This window comes from Microbacterium sp. cx-59, from assembly GCF_020805625.1.
In the GTDB taxonomy this organism is placed as follows: domain Bacteria; phylum Actinomycetota; class Actinomycetes; order Actinomycetales; family Microbacteriaceae; genus Microbacterium.
On the sequence record NZ_JAJHGO010000011.1, the window covers coordinates 50,071 to 70,139 of the forward strand.

Consider the following 20,069-nt stretch of genomic DNA (forward strand, 5'->3'; position numbering starts at 1 on the left):
CCGTCGTGTCCGACACCGGCATGTTCGAGTCCGTGAAGGGCCTCCTGGACGAGCACAAAGCCGTCCAGGAGGAACTCTCCGACCCGGCCGTCCACGCGGATGCTGCGCGCGCAAAGCGGGTCAACCGCCGGTACGCGGAGCTCTCCAAGATCGTGCACGCGTACGAGGCCTGGGTGGCGGCAGCGGATGACCTCGAGGCCGCGCGCGAGCTCGCGGGCGAGGACGCCGCGTTCGCCGAGGAGGTCCCCGCGCTCGAGCAGAAGGTCGATGCGACGCAGGAGAAGCTCCGGCGACTCCTCATCCCGCGGGACCCGGATGACGCGCGTGACGTGATCATGGAGATCAAGGGTGGCGAGGGCGGCGCGGAAAGCGCCCTGTTCGCCGCGGATCTGCTGCGCATGTACCTGCAGTACGCCGCCGCCAAAGGCTGGAAGACGGAGCTCCTCGAGCGCACCGAATCAGACCTCGGCGGCTACAAGGACGTGCAGGTCGCCATCAAGGGCTCGTCCGCGGACCCGGCTCAGGGGGTCTGGGCGCACCTCAAGTACGAGGGCGGCGTGCACCGCGTGCAGCGGGTGCCGGCCACCGAGTCGCAGGGGCGCATCCACACCTCGACGACCGGCGTGCTCGTCTTCCCCGAGGTCGACGAACCCGACGAGGTCGCGATCAGCCCGAACGACCTGAAGATCGACGTCTTCCGCTCCTCGGGTCCGGGCGGACAGTCGGTCAACACCACGGACTCCGCCGTCCGCATCACGCACGTCCCCACCGGGATCGTCGTGTCGATGCAGAACGAGAAGTCTCAGCTGCAGAACCGCGAGGCCGGCATGCGGGTCCTCCGCGCGCGTCTGCTGGCGCGTCAGCAGGAGGAGCGGGATGCGGCCGCATCCGATGCCCGCCGCTCGCAGATCCGCGGGATGGACCGGTCGGAACGCATCCGTACCTACAACTTCCCGGAGAACCGCATCGCCGACCACCGCACCGGGTACAAGGCCTACAACCTCGATCAGGTGATGGACGGCGCGCTCGAGCCGATCATCGAATCGGCGATCGTCGCCGACGAAGAGGCGCGGCTCGCCGCCCTCGCCGGCGACTGACCCCCCTCGCGCGTCGCTGCGCCCCTCGCGCGCCGCGCCGCTCTCCATCGCAAGCGAACGCGGCTCGACGAGGGTGAGGAACGGCGCAACGGGGACGGGGCGCGGGGCTACCAGAGCGGCGGATGCGGAAGCGCGCCCCGGTGCGCCTCGAGCACGGCCGCGAGCGACACGATCGCCGCTTCGCCGCCCGGTCGACCCACGAGCTGCACCGAGACGGGGTGGCCGGCGCCATCCGTCGTCACCGGAACCGTGATCGCCGGCAGCCCCGCGACGTTGACGAAGCTGCTGTACGGCGCGTACTGCACCTGCTGCGCGAAATTGCGCTCGGCGTTCTCGCGGTCGTACCAGCCGATCGGGCGCGGACTCTGCGCCAGCGCCGGGGTCAGGACCGCATCGAACGGCGCGAATGCGGCGATCGTCTGACGTTCGAACGCCGCCGCGGACGCCAACGCGTCGAGGAGCCGGGTGGCGAGCAGGGCACGGCCCTCCTGCACCAACCACGCCGTGATGGGTTCGACGAGCGCGAGGTCCGCCTCCGACAGTGGGAGGCGGGCGGCGCTCGCGCGCCAGATCGTGCGGAACATCTCGGCGTAGCCGACGGGCGCCCACCGGAACTCGTCGACGCCCGTCCCTGCCGCAGACAGCACGGCCGCGGCGTGCTCCACCGCGGCGCGCGCGGCGGGGTCGAGCTCGATCTGCTCGTCGTCGTCCCACGGCGAGACCGTGGTCACGCCGACGCGCAATCCTTCGCGCGGCGCGAGCGCGGCGGGCAGCAGAGGCCCCGGATCCGGGGCGGTGAGGGCGAACGGATGCGGCCGCAGCGTGTGGAGCGCGTCCGCGAGGAACGCCGCATCCGCCACCGTCCGCGCCAGCGGGCCGGTGACAGCGAGGCCGGCGAGCGAGTCGATGCCAGAACCGATCGGCATCCGTCCGCGGGAGGGCTTCAGTCCGACGATCCCGACCGTCGCGGCCGGGATGCGGATCGAACCGCCGCCGTCCGAACCCACGGCCAGGGGGAGGAGGCCGGCCGCGACGGCCGCGGCTGCGCCGCCGCTCGACCCTCCGGCGCCGTGGGCGGTGTTCCACGGATCGCGTGTCGGGGGAGTGAACGAGGTCTCGGTATAGCCCGTGAGGCCGAACTCGGGCGTCGCCGTCTTCCCGAGATTCACCGCTCCCGCGGTGTCGAGTGCCGCAGCGAGCTCGTCGGAGCGCTCCGGGACGAAGTCGCGTCGCGCCCGCGAGCCGTACCGCGTCGGCACCCCCGCGCGGGCGACCAGGTCTTTATCGGCGAGCGGCATTCCCCGGAGCGGCCCGGCGACCGCGGCATCGGCCTGCGCGGCCTGGGCGAGTGCGCGATCCGCCGTGACCTCCACGAACGCACCTACGCGGTCATCGAGCGCGGCGATGCGTTGCAGGTAATGGGCCGTGAGCGCGACCGGATCGACCTCGCGGTCGCGCAGCATCCGGGACAGCTCGATCGCGGGAAGATCGTGCAGCGCCGTCATGCTCCGAGCGTATCCGCGGCGGGCGGGTCAGATGCTGTACTCGGGCGCCATCAGCAGCGCGCGGGTGTCTTCGCCCGCACGGCGCTGGCGCGATCTCGCGGGCACACCCACGAGCACGCTGTCGGGCGCCGCATCCTTCGTAACGACGGCATTCGCTCCGATCACGCTGTGCGCGCCGATGAGGATCGGTCCGAGGACCTTGGCGCCCGCACCGACGGCCACGCCGTCGCCGAGCGTCGGGTGGCGTTTGCCGCCCTCGCGCTGACGTCCGCCGAGGGTCACCCCGTGGTAGAGCATGACGTCGTCGCCGACCTCGGCGGTCTCGCCGATCACGACGCCCATCCCGTGGTCGATGAAGAATCGGCGACCAATCTGCGCGCCGGGGTGGATCTCGATGCCGGTCAGCCAGCGCGTGATCTGCGAGCCCGCCCGCGCCGCGAACCGGAATCCGCGCCGCCACAGCGCGTGCCACACCCGGTGCGCCCAGATCGCGTGGAGTCCCGGGTACAGCAGGGCGATCTCGAGCGAGCCGCGCGCGGCGGGATCACGCAGTCGCGCCGCCGCCAGGTCTTCTCGGATGCGGGATGCGGCGGCCCGGATCGCCATCACTCGTCGCGGAGGTGCTCGTAGAGCGCCGTCGACAGATAGCGCTCGCCCGCCGACGGGATGATCACGACGATGTTCTTGCCGGCCGCCTCGGGACGCGCCGCGATCTGCAGCGCCGCCCAGATCGCCGCGCCGCTCGACATGCCGACGAGGATCCCGTCCTGGGTGGCAGTCTCGCGCGCCACGCGGATCGCGTCGTCGAACTCGACGTCGATGACCTCGTCGATGATGTCGCGGTTGAGGATCGCGGGCACGAAGTTCGGGCCGATGCCCTGGATCTTGTGCGGTCCGGGGTGACCCTTGGTCAGGATGGGGGAGTCGGCGGGTTCGACGGCGACGATCTTGACGCCCGGAACCTTCTCCTTCAGCACTTCGCCGACACCCGTGATCGTGCCGCCGGTTCCGATGCCCGCGACGAAGTAGTCGACCTTGCCGTCGGTGTCGCGCAGGATCTCCTCGGCGGTCGTCGCCCGGTGGATGGCCGGATTCGCCTCGTTCTCGAACTGCCGGGCCCACACGGCGCCCGGGGTCTCGGCGACGATGCGCTTCGCCTCGTCGACGGCGTAGGACATGCCCTTGGTCGGGTCGGTGAGCACCAGCTCGGCGCCGAACGCCTTGAGGAGCGTCCGACGCTCCTTCGACATCGAGGCGGGCATCGTGAGAATCACGCGGTAACCGCGTGCCGCACCCACCATCGCCAGCGCGATCCCGGTGTTGCCGCTGGTGGATTCGACGATCGTGCCGCCGGCGGCCAGCTGCCCGGAGGCTTCCGCGGCATCGACGATGGCGATGCCGAGGCGGTCCTTGACGCTCGACACCGGGTTGTAGAACTCGAGCTTCGCGAGGATCTGGGCATCGACGCCCGCGGCGATGCGATTGAGTCGGACGAGCGGCGTATTGCCGAACGCCGAAGTGATGTCGGAATGGATCCCGGGCATGTGCGCCTGCCTTTCGGAAACGTGCGTACGAGCCCTGCCAGCCTAGGGGAGCGGCAGGGGAGTGGGCCGTCTGTGACGGCCGGGCGACTATTCTGGACGGAGCCATGTCTGCATCCGTTCTTTCCCCCTGCCCCGGCGGGACGCGGTCGCTCTCGTCCGCACTCGCCGAGACCGTCGCGCTGTTCGCGCGCGCGGGCATCGTCGATCCGCAGGTGGATGCGGAGCTGCTGCTCGGGCACCTGCTCGGCGCCGGGCGCGGAGAAGTGCAGGCCGCCGCGATTCGTGGCGACGTGCTCGACGCCGACCTGGATGGTCGCCTGGCCGACCTCGCGGCCCGCCGCGCGGCGCGGGAGCCGCTCCAGCACCTGACCGGTGTCGCGTACTTCCGTCACCTCTCGCTCGCCGTGGGCCCGGGTGTCTTCGTCCCCCGCCCCGAGACCGAGATGGTCGCGCAGATCGCGATCGACGCCCTCCGGGCCAGCGCCTCCCCTGCTCCCGTCGCGGTCGATCTCGGCACGGGTTCGGGCGCGATCGCCCTGGCGCTGGCGACCGAAGTGCCGCACGCGCGGGTGCACGCCGCCGAGAACTCGGTCAACGCCTTCGTCTGGACGAAGGAGAACTTCGCGCGGGTCGGCGCCGACAACGCGCGGCTGGCCTTCATCGACCTCGCCGACGCGTTCCCCGAGCTCGACGGGACCGTCTCTGTGCTCGTGTCGAACCCCCCGTATGTTCCGGATGCGGCCGTGCCGCGCGATCCCGAGGTGCGTCGCTACGATCCGCCGCACGCGCTGTACGGCGGGGCCGATGGCCTCGATGTCGTGCGCGTGCTCGCGGAGGTCGGCCGCCGACTGGTGCACCCGGGCGGCACGATCGTGATCGAGCACGGCGAACTGCAGGGACCGTCGGTGCGCGGTGTGCTCACCGCGGCGGGATGGCTCGCCGCGGCGACCCATCCCGACCTGACGATGCGCGACCGCGCCACGACCGCGCTGCGGGCGTGAGGGGAGCCGGAGCTCTCCTCCGCGTAGACTGACCCGGTCATGTCCACATTCTTCGACTGCCAGGACGAGGCACAGCTGCTCGCCGGCATGCGTCAGGCGCGCCACGCGATCGGCCGTGGCGAGCTCATCGTCATGCCCACCGACACGGTCTACGGCGTCGCCGCCGACGCCTTCAACCCCTCCGCCGTCGCCGCACTCCTCGCGGCGAAGGGCCGCGGTCGGCAGCAGCCGCCACCGGTGCTGGTCGCGGGACTGACGACGGTCCGTGCGCTCGTCAGCGACGTGCCGGCACCCATCGAACGGCTGATCGAGTCCGCCTGGCCCGGAGGACTCACCATCGTGCTCCCGGCGCAGCAGTCCCTCTCCTGGGACCTCGGCGAGACGCGCGGCACGGTCGCTGTGCGGATGCCGGCCCACCGCCTCGCCCTCGAGCTCCTGGAAGAGACGGGTCCGCTCGCGGTCTCGAGCGCCAACCTCACGGGCCAGCCCGCGGCGGTCGACGCGTATTCCGCCCGCGACATGCTGGGTGACAGCGTGCAGGTGTACCTCGACGGCGGTTCCAGCGCGAACGGCGTGCCGTCCACGATCATCGACGCCACCGCCATCGCGCACGGGGGAGAGGGGCGCGTGCGCCTGCTCCGCCGCGGCATCATCTCCTACGACGAACTCCACCGCGTGCTCGGAGACGTCCTCGAACCGGAACACGACGAAAGCGCGGGCGCGGACGGTCCCGCGTGAAGCAGTACCTGCTGATCACCGCCGTCACGGCGCTCGTCACTTTCGGTCTGTCGTGGGCCGTGTGGCGGATCGCCATCCGGTACGAGCTGCATCCGCCGATCCGCGATCGCGATGTGCACACGCGTCCGACGCCGCGACTCGGCGGAATCGCGATGTTCCTCGGCGTACTGGCGGCCTTCGCGATCTCGTCGCAGAATCCGTTCTTCTCCATTTTCTGGGCCGATCCGATGCCCGTCCTCTCGATCCTCGGGGCGACGCTCCTGATCGTGCTGGTCGGTATCGCCGATGACCTCTGGGACCTCGACTGGATGATCAAGCTCGGCGCGCAGTTCCTCGCCGCCGGCATCATCGCGTGGTTCGGCGAGATGCAGATCTACGCGCTGCCGATCGGCGGGCTGACGATCGGGTCGAGCGCCATGAGCTTCGTGCTCACGGTGTTCGCGATCGTCGTCGTGATGAACGCCGTCAACTTCATCGACGGTCTGGACGGCCTGGTCGCGGGCGTCTGTCTGATCTCGAACGGGATCTTCTTCGTCTACTCCTACGTCCTCACCCGCGACATCGGCTCCAGCACGTACTTCAACCTGGCCTCGTTCATCGCGGTCGTGCTGGTCGGGGCCTGCGCCGGGTTCCTCCCGTTCAACTGGAACCGCGCGAAGATGTTCATGGGCGATTCGGGGGCGCTCATGCTGGGCCTGCTGATGGCGACGTCCGCCATCGCGATCACCGGCCAGCTGAACCCCGCAACCCTCGACCCCGAGCAGTTCGGCCGCTCGCAGCTGCTCGGCGCGTTCATCCCGATCCTGCTGCCGATCGCGGTCGTCACTCTGCCGCTCCTCGACTTCGGCTCGGCGGTCCTCCGACGGATGCGCGCGGGCAAGTCCCCGTTCTCGCCCGATCGGAAGCACCTCCATCACCGGATGCTCGACATGGGCCACAGCGACCGTGCCGCGGTGCTCATCTTCTACGCGTGGACCGCCGTGATCGGCATCGCGGTGCTTCTCATGTACATCGCGACCCGTGAGGACTGGTTCGGCCAGTACTGGATCGGCGTCGCCTTCGGCGTGGTGGGCGTCTCGGCCTGTCTCGTCGTCACGCTGCTGCCGGCGCGCCGACGCCTCCCCGCATCCGCTCCGGCCGGAGTCCCTCCGGCCGCCGCTCCGGCCGCCGACGGCCCCTCACCGCAGGAGACCCCATGACGACCCCCACCGTGTCCAGTACCCCGATCCTGCGCACCGCCCTGGTGTGGTCGGGAGTGATGACGGCGGCGCTCGTCGTGATCGGTGGGATCGTCGGGTTCCTGACGGCGGGCACCCCCGGGCTGTGGAGTGCACTGTCGGGAGTGCTGGTGGCGGCGATCTTCCTTGGCATCACGGCCGCCAGCATCCTGATCGCCAATCGCTGGTTCGGCGATGAGCTGTACGTGCCGATCTTCTTCGGCATCGTGCTCGGCGGCTGGATTCTGAAGCTGGTCCTGTTCATCGTCGCTCTCGTGCTGCTCCGGGGTCAGTCCTGGATCGTTCCGATGGTGTTCCTGCTGGCGCTCGTCGTCAGCGTGGTCGCCTCGCTCGTGATCGACGTCGTCGTGATGATGCGGATGCGGCTGCCCAACGTCAGCGACACGAGGCTCCCCACCGACGTCGAAGAGGGGGAGCGGCGCACTCCGAACCCGGAGGCGGGCGACGCAGCCTCAGGAGTTTGATAGTGTTGTCCCGCACCCGACCGCGAGCGCCTGAGTGCCAGCGTGCGGTGAAAACCGACCATCGTCGCAACGGTCCACACCGATGCCCCGAAGCTGGAGCCTGTGCTGTTTAGTCACGCTGCGACACTGATCGCCAACGCCGAGTCCTCGGACGAGTTCCACGCTCCGTCCATCTGGGAGTTCTTCCCCGACGCTCTCCTGTTCGAGGGCAGTCCATTCGCGATCACGCGAATCAACCTCATCCAGATGCTCGCTGCGGCGGCACTGATCATCCTCTTCGTGGTGGGAACGCGTCGCATGCGACTCGTGCCGACCCGCTTCCAGAGCGTCATCGAGATGGGTCTGGACTTCGTCCGCGTCAACATCGCGCACGACCTGCTGGGGCGCAAGGACGGCAACCGCTTCCTGCCGATCCTCACGACGCTGTTCTTCATGATCCTGTTCATGAACGTGACGGGCATCATCCCGTTCCTGAACATCGCCGGAACGAGCGTCATCGCGGTTCCGTTGCTGCTGGCGGTCGTCGCGTACGTCACCTTCATCTACGCCGGCATCAAGAAGAACCCGGGTGCCTTCTTCAAGAACTCGCTGATGCCGTCGGGCGTGCCGTGGCCGCTCTACATCATCATCATCCCGCTCGAGTTCCTCTCGACCTTCATCATCCGCCCCGTCACTCTGACGCTGCGTCTGCTGATGAACATGATCGTCGGGCACCTCATGCTGGTGCTGTTCTTCGCCGCCACGCAGTTCTTCATCTTCTCGATGGGCGGACTCTGGACGGCCCTCGGGGCCGGAACGCTCGCGTTCGGCTTCGTCTTCACCCTCTTCGAACTCCTGGTGGCCTTCCTCCAGGCATACGTCTTCGCCATCCTTACCGCGGTCTACATCCAGCTCGCGGTGGCGGAAGAGCACTGATCGGGACGGCATCCGCCGCCCACTACGAAAGGAAAACCCCCGTGGACGCAACTACGGTTCTCGCCCAGGTGACCGGCTCGATCGCGACCGTCGGCTACGGCCTCGCCGCCATCGGCCCCGCCATCGGCGTGGGCATCGTCGTCGGCAAGACGATCGAGGGTGTTGCTCGTCAGCCCGAGCTCGCCGGCCGCCTTCAGGTGCTGATGTTCATCGGTATCGCCTTCACCGAGGCGCTCGCCTTCATCGGTATCGCCACCGGCTTCATCTTCGGCTTCTAATCAGACGCAACCAGTAAGGAGACAGGATGCTGAACGCTCTTGTCACTCTCGCGCACGCGGAGGAAGAAACGGCCCCGAGCCCGCTCATCCCCGCTGTGTACGACATCGTCTGGTCGGCGGTGTGCTTCGTCGTCATCCTGTTCGTCTTCTGGCGCGTCGTGCTGCCCCGGATGCAGAAGCTGCTCGACGAGCGCGCTGCGGCCATCGAGGGCAACATCGCGAAGGCGGATGAAGCACAGCGACAGGCTGAGGCCGCGCTCGAGGAGTATACGGCGCAGCTTTCCGAGGCCCGCAAGGAAGCCGGTGAGATCCGTGAGGCCGCCCGTGAGGACGGCAAGAAGATCGTCGGCGAAGCGAAGGATGCGGCCGCGGCCGAAGCCGCTCGCATCACCGCGCAGGCGCACACCCAGATCGAGGCCGAGCGTCAGACCGCTCTGGTGTCGCTGCGGAGCGAGGTGGGCACTCTGGCCCTCGACCTCGCCGGCGGAGTCATCGGCGAGAAGCTGAACGACGACGCGACCGCTCAGGGTGTCGTCGACCGGTTCCTGGCCGACCTCGAAGCCTCCGAGAAGGCGACCAAGTAATGGGCAGTGCGACCACGCACGCACTCGGCGCGACGACTGCGGCGCTCAATGCCGCATCCGGTGTCGATCTGACCGTCGCGAGCGAGCTCTTCCAGGCCGCTCGCGCGGTCAGCGGCTCGCTGCACCTGTCGTCGGCGCTCGCGGATGCCGCGGCGCCGTCGACGGCGCGCGCGCAGGTCGTGGCGGCCGTATTCGGCCCCGTGCTCTCCTCGACGAGCGTGGCGCTGCTCTCGGCGGTCACCGCCGAGCGGTGGTCGTCGGCGTCCGACATGATCGACGGCATCGAGGAGCTCGCCCTGCGCGCCGCCTCGGTCGCCGCCGCCGATGTCGACCTCGAGGGTGAACTCTTCCGGTTCTCGCGCACCATCGCCGACAACCACGAGCTCGAACTCGCGCTCGGCAGTCGGCTGGGCGATGAGTCGGCGAAGGGCTCGCTGGTCACCACCCTGCTCGCCGGACGCGCGAGCGACGCGGCGATTCTCGTCGTCTCCTCGATCGTGCGCGATCTTCGGGACCGCCGGGTCCGTCAGCTGCTGACCCGCGCCATGTCGATCGTTGCCGACCAGCGTTCGCGCACGGTCGCGACGGTCATCACGGCTAAGCCGCTCGACGGTGCGCAGATCGATCGCCTGAAGAGCGCGCTCGCCCAGCGTTACGGCAGCGAGATCTCGCTGAACACCGTCATCGACCCGACGATCGTGGGCGGACTGCGCGTGCAGATCGCGGACGACGTCATCGACGCGAGCATCTCCGCGAGGCTCGCCGACCTCCGCCAGCGTCTCGCCGGCTGATTACAGACTTCCCGCCCGTCGCCCGACGGCACGGCGGAGACTTCGGGGCCGAGGCCCCATGAACCGAAGGAAGACAATGGCAGACATCTCCATCAGCCCCGACGTCATCCGTGACGCCCTGAAGGACTTCGTCGCGGCGTACGAGCCCACCGGGGCTGCGGCAGCCGAGGTCGGCACCGTCGTCGACGCGGCAGACGGCATCGCCCACGTCGAGGGACTGCCCGGCGTGATGGCGAACGAGTTGCTGACGTTCAAGGACGGCACGCTCGGCCTGGCGCAGAACCTCGACGAGCACGAGATCGGTGTCGTCGTCCTCGGCGAGTTCGCCGGCATCGAGGCCGGACAGCCCGTCTCCCGTACCGGTGAGGTGCTCTCCACGCCCGTCGGCGACGGCTTCCTCGGTCGCGTGGTCGACCCGCTCGGAACCCCGATCGACGGCCTCGGCCCGATCGAGGCCGAGGGTCGTCGTGCGCTCGAGCTCCAGGCGCCCGGCGTCATGCAGCGCAAGAGCGTGCACGAGCCCCTGCAGACCGGCATCAAGGCCATCGACGCGATGATCCCGGTCGGCCGTGGCCAGCGCCAGCTGATCATCGGCGACCGCCAGACCGGCAAGACGGCGATCGCGATCGACACGATCATCAACCAGAAGGCGAACTGGGAGTCCGGCGACGTCGACAAGCAGGTGCGCTGCATCTACGTCGCGATCGGCCAGAAGGGCTCCACGATCGCTTCGGTCAAGGGCGCCCTCGAGGACGCCGGCGCGATGGCGTACACGACCATCGTCGCGGCCCCCGCATCCGACCCCGCCGGCTTCAAGTACCTCGCGCCCTACACCGGCTCCGCGATCGGCCAGCACTGGATGTACGGCGGCAAGCACGTCCTGATCATCTTCGATGACCTGTCGAAGCAGGCCGAGGCCTACCGTGCCGTGTCGCTCCTCCTCCGCCGCCCGCCGGGCCGCGAGGCGTACCCGGGTGACGTCTTCTACCTGCACTCCCGTCTGCTGGAGCGTTGCGCGAAGCTGTCCGACGAGCTCGGCGCGGGTTCGATGACGGGTCTGCCGATCATCGAGACGAAGGCCAACGACGTCTCGGCGTACATTCCGACCAACGTGATCTCGATCACCGATGGCCAGATCTTCCTGCAGTCCGACCTGTTCAACGCGAACCAGCGTCCCGCCGTCGACGTGGGCATCTCGGTGTCTCGCGTGGGTGGCGACGCGCAGGTGAAGTCGATCAAGAAGGTCTCCGGAACGCTCAAGCTCGAGCTCGCCCAGTACCGCTCGCTCGAGGCGTTCGCGATGTTCGCCTCCGACCTGGATGCGGCCTCGCGCCGTCAGCTGGATCGCGGTGCACGCCTGACCGAACTGCTCAAGCAGCCGCAGTACTCGCCGTACCCCGTCGAGGAGCAGGTCGTCTCGATCTGGGCCGGTACCAAGGGCAAGCTGGACTCGATCCCGGTCGAGGACGTCCTCCGTTTCGAGCGCGACCTGCTCGACTACCTGCGTCGTAACACGCAGGTGCTCGACACGCTGCGTGCCACCAACGTGCTCGACGACGACACCGTCGCGGAGCTCGAGAAGGCCACTGACGCATTCATTCTGGAGTTCCGCTCGGGCGATGGCGTCGCCATCGACGCACCGGGCAGCGAACAGCACGACGCGGCGGATGCTGCGGACGTCAACCAGGAGAAGATCGTCAAGGGTCGTCGCGGCTGAGCGCCTGAGGATCTAAATCATGGGCGCTCAACTCCGGGTCTACAAGCAGAAGATCGCTTCTGCGCAGACCACTAAGAAGATCACGAAGGCGATGGAGCTCATCGCGGCTTCGCGCATCCAGAAGGCGATGGCGCGCGTGCGCGCGTCCTCTCCCTTCGCGCGAGCCGTGACGGGTGCCGTGTCGGCCGTCGCGACCTACTCGAACGTCGACCACCCGCTCACGCGGGAGCCGGAGACGATCCGTCGTTCCGCTGTGGTCATCTTCTCCTCCGACCGCGGACTCGCGGGCGCGTTCAACTCGCAGGTTCTGCGTGCGGGAGTCGAGCAGGCAGAGCTGGTGCGCAGCCTCGGCCGCGAGCCCGTCTTCTACCTGGTCGGGCGCAAGGCCGTCGGATACTTCCAGTTCCGTCGGATGGCGGCCGCCGCCGAGTGGACGGGCGACACCGATACGCCGCACTTCTCGACGGCCGAGGAGATCGCCGACACCCTGCTCGACGCGTTCACGCGCGGCGGCGACGGTGGCGGCGTGGATGAGATCCACCTCGTCTTCAACCGCTTCGTCAGCATGATGACGCAGACGCCCGAGACGGTGCGACTGCTTCCGCTGGAGGTCGTCGAGGCGGCCGAGAGTTCGACCGATTCGGCGGTGTACCCGCTGTACGAGTTCGAGCCCGATCCCGCGACCGTGCTCGACGCGCTCCTGCCGGTGTACATCCAGAGCCGCGTCTTCAACGCTCTCCTGCAGTCGTCGGCGGCCAAGCACGCCGCGACGCAGAAGGCGATGAAGTCGGCCAGCGACAACGCCGACAAGCTCATCACCGACTACACCCGCCTGCGCAACAACGCACGCCAGGCGGAGATCACGCAGCAGATCGCCGAGATCGTCGGCGGCGCCGACGCCCTGGCGTCCGGCAAGTAGAAAACGAGGAAGAGACATGACCATCCCCGCCACGGCCGAGAAGACGGAGACCGTCGTCGTCGGGCGCATCGCGCGCGTGACCGGCCCCGTCGTCGACATCGAGTTCCCCCACGACGCCATCCCCGACATCTACAACGCGCTGAAGACCACCGTCGCCATCCCCGGCGCGGAGTCCAGCGAGCTCACCCTCGAGGTCGCCCAGCACCTCGGCGACGACCTCGTTCGCGCGATCGCCCTGAAGCCGACGGACGGTCTCGTCCGCGGCCAGGAGGTGCGCGACACCGGCGGCCCCATCACGGTTCCCGTCGGCGACGTCACCAAGGGCAAGGTCTTCAACGTGCTCGGCGAGGTCCTGAACGCCGCTCCCGGCGAGCAGGCCGAGATCACCGAGCGCTGGGGCATCCACCGCAAGGCTCCGAACTTCGATCAGCTCGAGTCGAAGACGCAGATGTTCGAGACCGGCATCAAGGTCATCGACCTGCTGACGCCGTACGTGCTCGGCGGGAAGATCGGCCTGTTCGGCGGCGCCGGCGTCGGTAAGACCGTCCTCATCCAGGAGATGATCCAGCGCGTTGCGCAGGACCACGGTGGTGTGTCGGTGTTCGCCGGTGTGGGCGAGCGCACGCGTGAGGGCAACGACCTCATCCACGAGATGGAAGAGGCGGGCGTCTTCGAGAAGACCGCCCTCGTGTTCGGCCAGATGGACGAGCCGCCGGGAACGCGTCTGCGCGTCGCCCTGTCGGCCCTGACGATGGCGGAGTACTTCCGTGACGTGCAGAAGCAGGACGTGCTGTTGTTCATCGACAACATCTTCCGCTTCACGCAGGCCGGCTCCGAGGTCTCGACGCTGCTCGGTCGCATGCCGTCCGCGGTGGGATACCAGCCGAACCTCGCCGACGAGATGGGTGTGCTCCAGGAACGCATCACCTCGACGCGCGGTCACTCGATCACCTCACTGCAGGCGATCTACGTCCCGGCCGACGACTACACCGACCCGGCTCCGGCGACGACCTTCGCGCACCTCGACGCGACGACCGAGCTCTCGCGCGAGATCGCGTCGAAGGGCCTCTACCCGGCCGTCGACCCGCTGACCTCGACCAGCCGCATCCTCGACCCGCGTTACATCGGTGAAGACCACTACCGGGTCGCCACCGCGGTGAAGCAGATCCTGCAGAAGAACAAGGAACTCCAGGAGATCATCGCGATCCTCGGTGTCGACGAACTGTCCGAAGAAGACAAGATCGTCGTCTCCCGGGCACGCCGCATCCAGCAGTTCCTCTCGCAGAACACGTACATGGCGAAGAAGTTCACCGGTGTCGAGGGCTCCACGGTTCCGATCAAGGAGACCATCGAGTCGTTCGACGCCATCGTCAAGGGCGAGTTCGACCACGTCGCCGAGCAGGCGTTCTTCAACGTCGGTGGTATCGCCGACGTCGAGGCCAAGTGGGCTCAGATCCAGAAGGAGAACGGCTGATCATGCCGCTCAAGGTCAGCGTCGTCTCCGCGGACGCGGAGGTCTGGTCGGGCGAAGCATCGCTCGTGGTGGCCAAGACCGTCGAGGGCGAGATCGGCTTCATGGTCGGTCACGAGCCCGTGCTCGCGATCCTCGCCGCAGGTCAGGTGCGCATCACCGAGACCTCGGGGAACAAGGTCATCGCGGACGCGCAGGACGGCTTCGTCTCCGTCGAGCACGACGTGGTGACGGTCGTCGCCGGAAACGCGACACTCGTCTCCTGAACCACCTTTCGGCGCGCGCCGCTCGTTTCGACGGGCGGCGCGCGCCTTTTCCGTCCCGGGGGCAAGAGAACCCGGATGCTGCTGCTTCTTCCCCCGTCCGAGACCAAGCGGCCGGGAGGGACCGGGGCGCCGTGGGCCGCCGGACGTCTTGCGCTTCCGGCACTGGATGCTCGGCGCGCGCAGGCGCGTGATGCGCTCGTCGCCCTGTCGGCAGACCCCGAGGTGGCCGCGCGAGTACTGAAGCTCGGTCCGAAGCAGCGCGGCGAGATCGAGGTGAACGCGGCACTGCGGGGCGCCCCGACGATGCCGGCCGTCGATCGTTACACCGGCGTGCTCTACGACGCGCTCTCGGCGCCGACGCGAGGAGCGGAGGCTCGTCGCTGGCTCGGTGATCACGTGCTCATCCATTCCGCGCCCTTCGGGCCCGTCGGCGCCCTCGATCCGCTGCCGGCCTACCGCCTCGGGGCGTCGGCATCCGTTCCGGGACTCCCGCCCCTCCGCCGACTGTGGGCGGATGCGGTCACCGCCGCTCTCGCCGAGGTCGGTCCGCCGTTCATCGTCGACCTGCGTTCGGAGGCCTATGTCGGTCTCGGGCCCGTGCCCCCGGGGGTTCCCTCCGTCTTCGTCCGTGTCGTCGCGGACGGCCCGGGTGGCACGACCCGCGCGCTGAACCACTTCAACAAGCACGCCAAGGGCGCACTCGTGCGGGAGCTGGCGGACGAGCAACCGGCTCCGGGCAGTCTCGGAGAGCTGCTCGAGTGGCTGCGCGGGCGGGGGCATCGGGTCGAGGAAACCCCGGGGGAGTGGTTGCTCTTCGAGGCGCCACGCGCACCCTGAACGATTGCTGGGAAACTCGTCACCCTGTCGCTACGATGAAGGGCGCGAGCAAGGTGCTCGTCGGACCGGCCGGACTCGGCCTCGAGACAGGAAGCTTCCATGCATCTGTACTACGACGACTCGGGCAGCGCGGCAGCCGCCGCCGCGCTCTTTCTCATCCTGATCCCGATCTTCCTCTTCATCGCCCTCATCGGCTATGTCATCAGCTCGTTCTTCCTGATGAAGATCTTCGAAAAGGCGGGCGTGCAGGGCAAGTGGCGTGCCTGGGTGCCCGTCTACAACAGCCTGGTCTTCGCCAAGCTCGGTGACTTCTCGCCCTGGGTCTTCCTCGGCACGATCGTCGCCGGCGGCATCCTCGGCAACATCCCCGTCCTGGGCTTCATCTTCGCCCTGCTGCCTCTCGCCGCTATGGTGATGATCTCGTGGCGCGTGGGCGCGAAGCTCAACAAGGAGTGGTACTACCTGCTGCTCTGGATCCTCGGCATCGGTGTCTACATCTGGTACGGCATCCTCGCCTTCGCGAAGGACCGCTGGAACCCCGCGATCGCTCCCGCGCCGTGGGCCAACAGCTTCCTCGCCGACAAGACGGTCTGGGACGGCATCCCCGTGCAGCCCTCCGCCGGCGTCGCCCCCGGTCACGCCGCTCCGGCTCCTGGCTACCAGCCCGCACCGGGCGGCTACGCGCCGCCCGTCGGCACCGTTCCGCCGGCACCCCCCGCGGGCACGTTCCCGCCCGCTCCTCCGGCCGGCACCGTTCCGCCCGCACCTCCGGCCGGCCCCGTGCCGCCCGCACCGCAGGACCCGGACGCCCCCCGCGTCTGATCCGAACCGCACGAGAGCCCTCACCGACGGTGAGGGCTCTCGTGCGTAGAGGGGGCGGGTCGCTCACGGTCCGGTTGTCGGGGTTCCCGTTAAGATGTGAGGACGCCGCGGTGCCCTCGCGCCCGGTGTTCGCTCGCAACCGGAAGGACACCGCGTGCCGCACGCAGCGACCCGGCTGCACAGCGTTTCGCTGGCACAGGGCTCGATCGATCTCACTTGGGCGGCCGTGACCGACGTCGGAAAGCGCCGCGAGATCAACCAGGACGCCCTGTTCGCGGACTATCCGCTCTACGTCGTCGCCGACGGTATGGGCGGACACATCGGCGGTGAGATCGCCAGCGGCAACACCGTCGCCCGGCTGGGTGCCATCGTGGCCGCGGGAAGCGTCACACCGAAGACGATCGAGAAGGCGCTCTCGCGCGCGGTGAAAGACATCGCCTCCCACCCGGAAGCCACGGACGACGGAACGGGTACGACCGTGACCGGGGTCTACCTCGATACGACCGGACCGGAGCCGCACTGGGTCAGCCTCAACATCGGCGACTCTCGCGTCTACCTTCTCCGCGACGACACACTGGTGCAGGTCACGACCGACCACTCGGTCGTCCAAGAACTGATCGCCGCCGGCCGATTGAGCCCGGAAGAGGCCGAACACCATCCCTACGGCAACGTGATCACCCGTGCCGTCGGACCGAGCGACAGCGTGCGCCCCGATTACGTACGGCTCGAGGTCGTCGATGCCGATCGTTTCGTGATCTGCTCGGACGGCTTGACCAAGGAGCTCACCGACTACGGCATCGCGCATTTCCTGCGCGAGCACGCAGACCCGGGCGACGCCGCGGAAGCCATGATGGACGCCGCCCTCGAGAACGGCGGCCGCGACAACGTCACGATCATCGTGCTGAATGTGTCGCGCCAGGACTGACCGCTCCTCCCCAGGGCGCTGATCAGGTCGGCGCGTCCACAGTCGGTCGTTCCTCGCGACACCGCGGCGGCACGAAGGATTGACTGGAGCGGTGTTCATCGTTCCTCCGGCGAGTATGCCGCGCGCACATCCCGCACCCGCGCTCGTCATGCCGCCCGCATCCGGCCCGGTTCGTCGCACGTCCATTCCGTGGATCGCCTCGCTCGTGCCGGTGCTCGGAGCAGCGGGGCTCTGGGCGGTCACCGGCTCGCTGTTCGTCCTGTGGTTCGCCGTCCTCGGCCCGGTCATCGCCGGAGCCGCGGCGCTCGACGGACGCCGTGCGCAGCGGCGTGACCGTCGGGACGCCGACCGTGATCGCGCGCGCGCCCGGACGCGCATCGAGACCGAGATCGATCGTCGTCACGCGCAGGAGCGCGACGCGATGGCGGCGCAGCATCCGGATGTCGTCGGCTACCTCGGGGCTCCCCACGAGATCTGGCGCGTGGTGCCGGCGAGGGAGGGGGTGCTCCGCGTCGGGCGGGGGCCGGTCGAGAGCGCCGTGCGGGTCGAGGGCGACGACGATGAGGTCGTGCAAGCGCTGCGGGCGCGGGCGGCGCACGTGCCGGATGCGCCCGTGCTGATCCCGGATCACGTGGGGGTCGCCATCGTCGGGCCTCCCGTGTTCGCCGAGGCCGTCGCCCGCGCTCTCGTCATCCAGCTGTGCTGCACGCGCCCGCCCGGCCGGATGCAGCTGAACCCCGCCCGTTCGCCGGCGTGGGCGGCATCGTTGCCGCACCGCGCGCCGGCAGCCACGGCGTGCCACCTCGATACCCGGGATGCGGCGGTGCGACGTGCGGGCGACCCCGCCATCGTGGTGGTGCCGCCGGGCGCTGTTCCGCCTCCGCACTGCGGAGCGGTGCTCACGCTCGATGGCATCGAGACCGCGCGACTGGACTACGCCGGGCGGTCGATCGCGGTGCGGACCGAGGGACTCGGGCAGGCGCAGGCCGCCCGGATCGCCGGGGCACTCGCGGAACGCGCGGACACCATCGGCGGCGTCGATCGGGTTCCGGATGCGGTCGCGTTCGAAGACCTGGACGAGGGGCCGGCAGCGCCCGCGGGGGAGCGACCGGACCTGCGCGTCATGATCGGGCACGACGGCACGGGGCCGGTCGCGATCGACCTCGTCGCGGACGGGCCGCACGCGATCGTGACCGGCATGACGGGTGCCGGCAAGAGCGAGCTGCTCGTGAGCTGGGTCGCGCGACTGTGCGCCACCCGTTCGACGCGAGACGTGGTCTTCCTCCTCGCCGACTTCAAGGGCGGCACGGCCTTCGACGTCCTCGCCGAGGTGCCGCACGTGACGGGCGTGCTCACCGATCTGGACGGCGCGGGCGCCTCGCGGGCGCTCGACAGCCTGCGTGCCGAGATCAGGCACAGGGAGGAGATCATCGCTCGTGCGGGTGCGCGCGACATCCTCGACCCCGCTGTGGATCTGCCCCGCCTGGTCATCGTCGTCGACGAGCTGGCCGCACTCCTCGACGGTCACCGGGAGCTCGGCGCGGTCTTCGCAGACGTCGCCGCCCGGGGGCGCGCTCTGGGCATGCATCTCATCCTCGGTACGCAGCGCGCGACGGGCGTCGCCCGCGAGGCGCTGATGGCGAACTGCCCGCTGCGCATCAGCCTGCGCGTCGTCGACGGCGCCGACAGCACGTTCGTGCTCGGCTCGGATGCCGCGGCCGCGCTTCCCGGTGATCCCGGAGCGCGCGGCCTCGCGCTGATCCGTCGTGCGGCTGACGCCGCCCCGACGCTCGTGCGGATCGTGCGCACTCGGCCCGCGGACATCTCGCGGATCCAGCACGACCGGGCGGCTGAGCCGCGCCCGCGTCGCCCGTGGCAGCCGGCGCTGCCGCCGCATCTGTCGCTCGATGACCTGCGTCCCGCGGGCGAGACGACGGCGGAGCCGGTGATCGGTCTTGCCGACGAGCCGGATCGTCAACGCCATCATCCGGTGCGACTTCACGAAGGAGACGCCGGTCTGGCCGTCATCGGCGGGCCCGGGACCGGTAAGTCGACCGCGCTGGCGGCGATCTCCGCCCAGATCGACCCCGCTCGCGTCGTCCGACTCCCGGTCGACCCCGAGCCGTTGTGGGATCTGCTCTGCGAGCTGACCGACCGGGGCCCGGCTCCGGACACGCTCCTGGTCGCCGACGATCTCGACGTCGCCCTCGCCTCTTTCCCGCCCGACTACGCGATCGCGGTCGCGACCATGGTCGAGCAGCTGTGCCGCAGCGCACGATCGCTCGGCTGCCGGGTCATCCTGTCGACGGCGCGACTCGCGGGCCCGGTCGCCCGCATCGCCGAGCTCCTGCCGCGACGTGCGGTGCTGCGTGTTCCGACGCGCGTGGAACACGCGGCGGCGGGCGCCGATCCGGCGGCCTACGATCCCGCCCTGCCCCCGGGGCGCGCGCAACTCGACGGACGCACCGTGCAGATCGCGAGCGCCGAGCGCATCCCGCCGCCGGCGATCGCGGTGCCCGAGCCCTGGCGGCCGGGCGAGGACCTGTCGGGACTCGTGATGCGGGCGGGCGGCGGGGCTCGCCGACTGGCCGCGGCCCTCGCGGCGGACGGCGTCGACGTGCTCCACGCCGGAGACGACCACGACGCGCTCACGCGACGCATCGACACGGCCGATCGTCCCGTCGTGATCCTCGGTGAGCCCGAGCAGTGGCAACGCGCCTGGCGGATGCTGCAGACCGTGCGCGCGCGGGGAGAACTCGTCGTCGACGCGGCCTGCCTGGTCGAGTATCGACTGCTCACCGGCGACCGCATCCTGCCGCCGTACTGCGCCCCGGGCCGGGGCCGTGCGTGGCTCCTGCGCGACGGCGAACCCCCGGCGCGCACGGTACTCCCCGGGCAGGAGCATCCCCTGCGACAACGTGTCGCGTGACACGTTTCCAGACGACAACCTGTCGCTT

20 protein-coding genes are annotated in these 20,069 nt (G+C 69.4%); 17 read left to right on the forward strand and 3 right to left on the reverse strand.

The features are described from left to right. Positions 1 to 20: 20 nt before the first annotated feature. The gene (gene prfA / locus LMI96_RS15205) at positions 21 to 1,097 is read left to right on the forward strand and encodes a peptide chain release factor 1 (protein WP_223723486.1); all 1,077 of its coding nucleotides are present in this window, start codon (positions 21 to 23) and stop codon (positions 1,095 to 1,097) included. Between the two features lie 107 nt (positions 1,098 to 1,204). On the opposite strand, the gene LMI96_RS15210 is transcribed toward prfA, so the two are convergent. From LMI96_RS15210 to cysK, 3 genes are read right to left on the reverse strand one after another with little or no spacing between them, the layout of a single operon-like run. Next, positions 1,205 to 2,602: an amidase gene (locus tag LMI96_RS15210; protein WP_228362092.1), complete on the reverse strand. Its 1,398-nt coding sequence runs from the start codon at positions 2,600 to 2,602 to the stop codon at positions 1,205 to 1,207. A gap of 27 nt (positions 2,603 to 2,629) precedes the next feature. After that, positions 2,630 to 3,208 (reverse strand): serine O-acetyltransferase EpsC, encoded by a 579-nt coding sequence (gene epsC / locus LMI96_RS15215; RefSeq protein ID WP_228362093.1) that lies wholly within the window; start codon positions 3,206 to 3,208, stop codon positions 2,630 to 2,632. Beyond that, positions 3,208 to 4,146, reverse strand: coding sequence for a cysteine synthase A (gene cysK / locus LMI96_RS15220; RefSeq protein ID WP_223723345.1), 939 nt, complete (start codon positions 4,144 to 4,146; stop codon positions 3,208 to 3,210). The genes epsC and cysK overlap by 1 nt, the downstream gene beginning before the upstream one ends. Positions 4,147 to 4,250: 104 nt before the next feature. Here cysK and prmC point away from each other — a divergent pair, with 104 nt between their 5' ends. The 16 genes from prmC to LMI96_RS15300 all read left to right on the forward strand — a co-directional run bounded on the left by prmC (position 4,251) and on the right by LMI96_RS15300 (position 20,041). Further along, positions 4,251 to 5,147 (forward strand): peptide chain release factor N(5)-glutamine methyltransferase, encoded by an 897-nt coding sequence (gene prmC, locus LMI96_RS15225; RefSeq protein WP_228362094.1) that lies wholly within the window; start codon positions 4,251 to 4,253, stop codon positions 5,145 to 5,147. 39 nt (positions 5,148 to 5,186) lie between these two features. After that, entirely contained in the window at positions 5,187 to 5,885 is a 699-nt protein-coding gene (locus tag LMI96_RS15230; RefSeq protein ID WP_223723347.1) for an L-threonylcarbamoyladenylate synthase, read from the forward strand. Beyond that, the gene (locus tag LMI96_RS15235; RefSeq protein WP_228362095.1) at positions 5,882 to 7,084 is read left to right on the forward strand and encodes an MraY family glycosyltransferase; all 1,203 of its coding nucleotides are present in this window, start codon (positions 5,882 to 5,884) and stop codon (positions 7,082 to 7,084) included. Before LMI96_RS15230 ends, LMI96_RS15235 begins: the two co-directional genes overlap by 4 nt. Continuing rightward, on the forward strand, positions 7,081 to 7,587 hold the full coding sequence (locus LMI96_RS15240) for a hypothetical protein (RefSeq protein ID WP_228362096.1): 507 nt from the start codon (positions 7,081 to 7,083) through the stop codon (positions 7,585 to 7,587). Before LMI96_RS15235 ends, LMI96_RS15240 begins: the two co-directional genes overlap by 4 nt. A gap of 102 nt (positions 7,588 to 7,689) precedes the next feature. Next, complete coding sequence (gene atpB, locus LMI96_RS15245) at positions 7,690 to 8,502, forward strand: F0F1 ATP synthase subunit A (protein ID WP_223723350.1); 813 nt, start codon at positions 7,690 to 7,692, stop codon at positions 8,500 to 8,502. A gap of 41 nt (positions 8,503 to 8,543) precedes the next feature. Further along, the gene (gene atpE, locus LMI96_RS15250) at positions 8,544 to 8,780 is read left to right on the forward strand and encodes a F0F1 ATP synthase subunit C (RefSeq protein WP_077050257.1); all 237 of its coding nucleotides are present in this window, start codon (positions 8,544 to 8,546) and stop codon (positions 8,778 to 8,780) included. Positions 8,781 to 8,806: 26 nt separating this feature from the next. After that, positions 8,807 to 9,364 (forward strand): F0F1 ATP synthase subunit B, encoded by a 558-nt coding sequence (locus LMI96_RS15255; protein WP_223723351.1) that lies wholly within the window; start codon positions 8,807 to 8,809, stop codon positions 9,362 to 9,364. After that, entirely contained in the window at positions 9,364 to 10,155 is a 792-nt protein-coding gene (locus tag LMI96_RS15260) for a F0F1 ATP synthase subunit delta (protein ID WP_223723352.1), read from the forward strand. The genes LMI96_RS15255 and LMI96_RS15260 overlap by 1 nt, the downstream gene beginning before the upstream one ends. 76 nt (positions 10,156 to 10,231) lie before the next feature. After that, on the forward strand, positions 10,232 to 11,872 hold the full coding sequence (gene atpA, locus LMI96_RS15265) for a F0F1 ATP synthase subunit alpha (RefSeq protein WP_223723353.1): 1,641 nt from the start codon (positions 10,232 to 10,234) through the stop codon (positions 11,870 to 11,872). 19 nt (positions 11,873 to 11,891) lie between these two features. After that, positions 11,892 to 12,791 (forward strand): F0F1 ATP synthase subunit gamma, encoded by a 900-nt coding sequence (locus LMI96_RS15270; RefSeq protein ID WP_223723354.1) that lies wholly within the window; start codon positions 11,892 to 11,894, stop codon positions 12,789 to 12,791. 16 nt (positions 12,792 to 12,807) lie between these two features. Continuing rightward, on the forward strand, positions 12,808 to 14,265 hold the full coding sequence (gene atpD, locus LMI96_RS15275; protein WP_223723355.1) for a F0F1 ATP synthase subunit beta: 1,458 nt from the start codon (positions 12,808 to 12,810) through the stop codon (positions 14,263 to 14,265). 2 nt (positions 14,266 to 14,267) lie between these two features. Further along, a complete protein-coding gene (locus LMI96_RS15280; RefSeq protein WP_223723356.1) occupies positions 14,268 to 14,528 on the forward strand; it encodes a F0F1 ATP synthase subunit epsilon in 261 nt (86 codons plus the stop codon). A 75-nt stretch (positions 14,529 to 14,603) separates the two neighbouring features. Then, positions 14,604 to 15,365, forward strand: a complete 762-nt coding sequence (locus tag LMI96_RS15285) for a YaaA family protein (RefSeq protein WP_228362097.1) — start codon at positions 14,604 to 14,606, stop codon at positions 15,363 to 15,365. Between the two features lie 99 nt (positions 15,366 to 15,464). After that, on the forward strand, positions 15,465 to 16,187 hold the full coding sequence (locus LMI96_RS15290; protein ID WP_228362098.1) for a large exoprotein: 723 nt from the start codon (positions 15,465 to 15,467) through the stop codon (positions 16,185 to 16,187). A gap of 154 nt (positions 16,188 to 16,341) precedes the next feature. After that, a complete protein-coding gene (locus tag LMI96_RS15295; RefSeq protein WP_228362099.1) occupies positions 16,342 to 17,112 on the forward strand; it encodes a PP2C family serine/threonine-protein phosphatase in 771 nt (256 codons plus the stop codon). A 91-nt stretch (positions 17,113 to 17,203) separates the two neighbouring features. Further along, the gene (locus LMI96_RS15300) at positions 17,204 to 20,041 is read left to right on the forward strand and encodes an FtsK/SpoIIIE domain-containing protein (protein ID WP_228362100.1); all 2,838 of its coding nucleotides are present in this window, start codon (positions 17,204 to 17,206) and stop codon (positions 20,039 to 20,041) included. Positions 20,042 to 20,069 lie beyond the last annotated feature (28 nt).

Bases quoted from the DNA above. Each gene is read 5' to 3' on its own strand.
- LMI96_RS15255 (WP_223723351.1), top strand. From the start codon at position 8,807: ATGCTGAACGCTCTTGTCACTCTCGCGCACGCGGAGGAAGAAACGGCC.
- cysK (WP_223723345.1), bottom strand. From the start codon at position 4,146: ATGCCCGGGATCCATTCCGACATCACTTCGGCGTTCGGCAATACGCCG.
- LMI96_RS15285 (WP_228362097.1), top strand. From the start codon at position 14,604: ATGCTGCTGCTTCTTCCCCCGTCCGAGACCAAGCGGCCGGGAGGGACC.
- atpA (WP_223723353.1), top strand. From the start codon at position 10,232: ATGGCAGACATCTCCATCAGCCCCGACGTCATCCGTGACGCCCTGAAG.
- atpD (WP_223723355.1), top strand. From the start codon at position 12,808: ATGACCATCCCCGCCACGGCCGAGAAGACGGAGACCGTCGTCGTCGGG.
- LMI96_RS15290 (WP_228362098.1), top strand. From the start codon at position 15,465: ATGCATCTGTACTACGACGACTCGGGCAGCGCGGCAGCCGCCGCCGCG.
- LMI96_RS15210 (WP_228362092.1), bottom strand. From the start codon at position 2,602: ATGACGGCGCTGCACGATCTTCCCGCGATCGAGCTGTCCCGGATGCTG.
- prfA (WP_223723486.1), top strand. From the start codon at position 21: ATGTTCGAGTCCGTGAAGGGCCTCCTGGACGAGCACAAAGCCGTCCAG.
- epsC (WP_228362093.1), bottom strand. From the start codon at position 3,208: ATGGCGATCCGGGCCGCCGCATCCCGCATCCGAGAAGACCTGGCGGCG.
- prmC (WP_228362094.1), top strand. From the start codon at position 4,251: ATGTCTGCATCCGTTCTTTCCCCCTGCCCCGGCGGGACGCGGTCGCTC.
- LMI96_RS15240 (WP_228362096.1), top strand. From the start codon at position 7,081: ATGACGACCCCCACCGTGTCCAGTACCCCGATCCTGCGCACCGCCCTG.
- LMI96_RS15230 (WP_223723347.1), top strand. From the start codon at position 5,187: ATGTCCACATTCTTCGACTGCCAGGACGAGGCACAGCTGCTCGCCGGC.
- LMI96_RS15260 (WP_223723352.1), top strand. From the start codon at position 9,364: ATGGGCAGTGCGACCACGCACGCACTCGGCGCGACGACTGCGGCGCTC.
- LMI96_RS15280 (WP_223723356.1), top strand. From the start codon at position 14,268: ATGCCGCTCAAGGTCAGCGTCGTCTCCGCGGACGCGGAGGTCTGGTCG.
- LMI96_RS15270 (WP_223723354.1), top strand. From the start codon at position 11,892: ATGGGCGCTCAACTCCGGGTCTACAAGCAGAAGATCGCTTCTGCGCAG.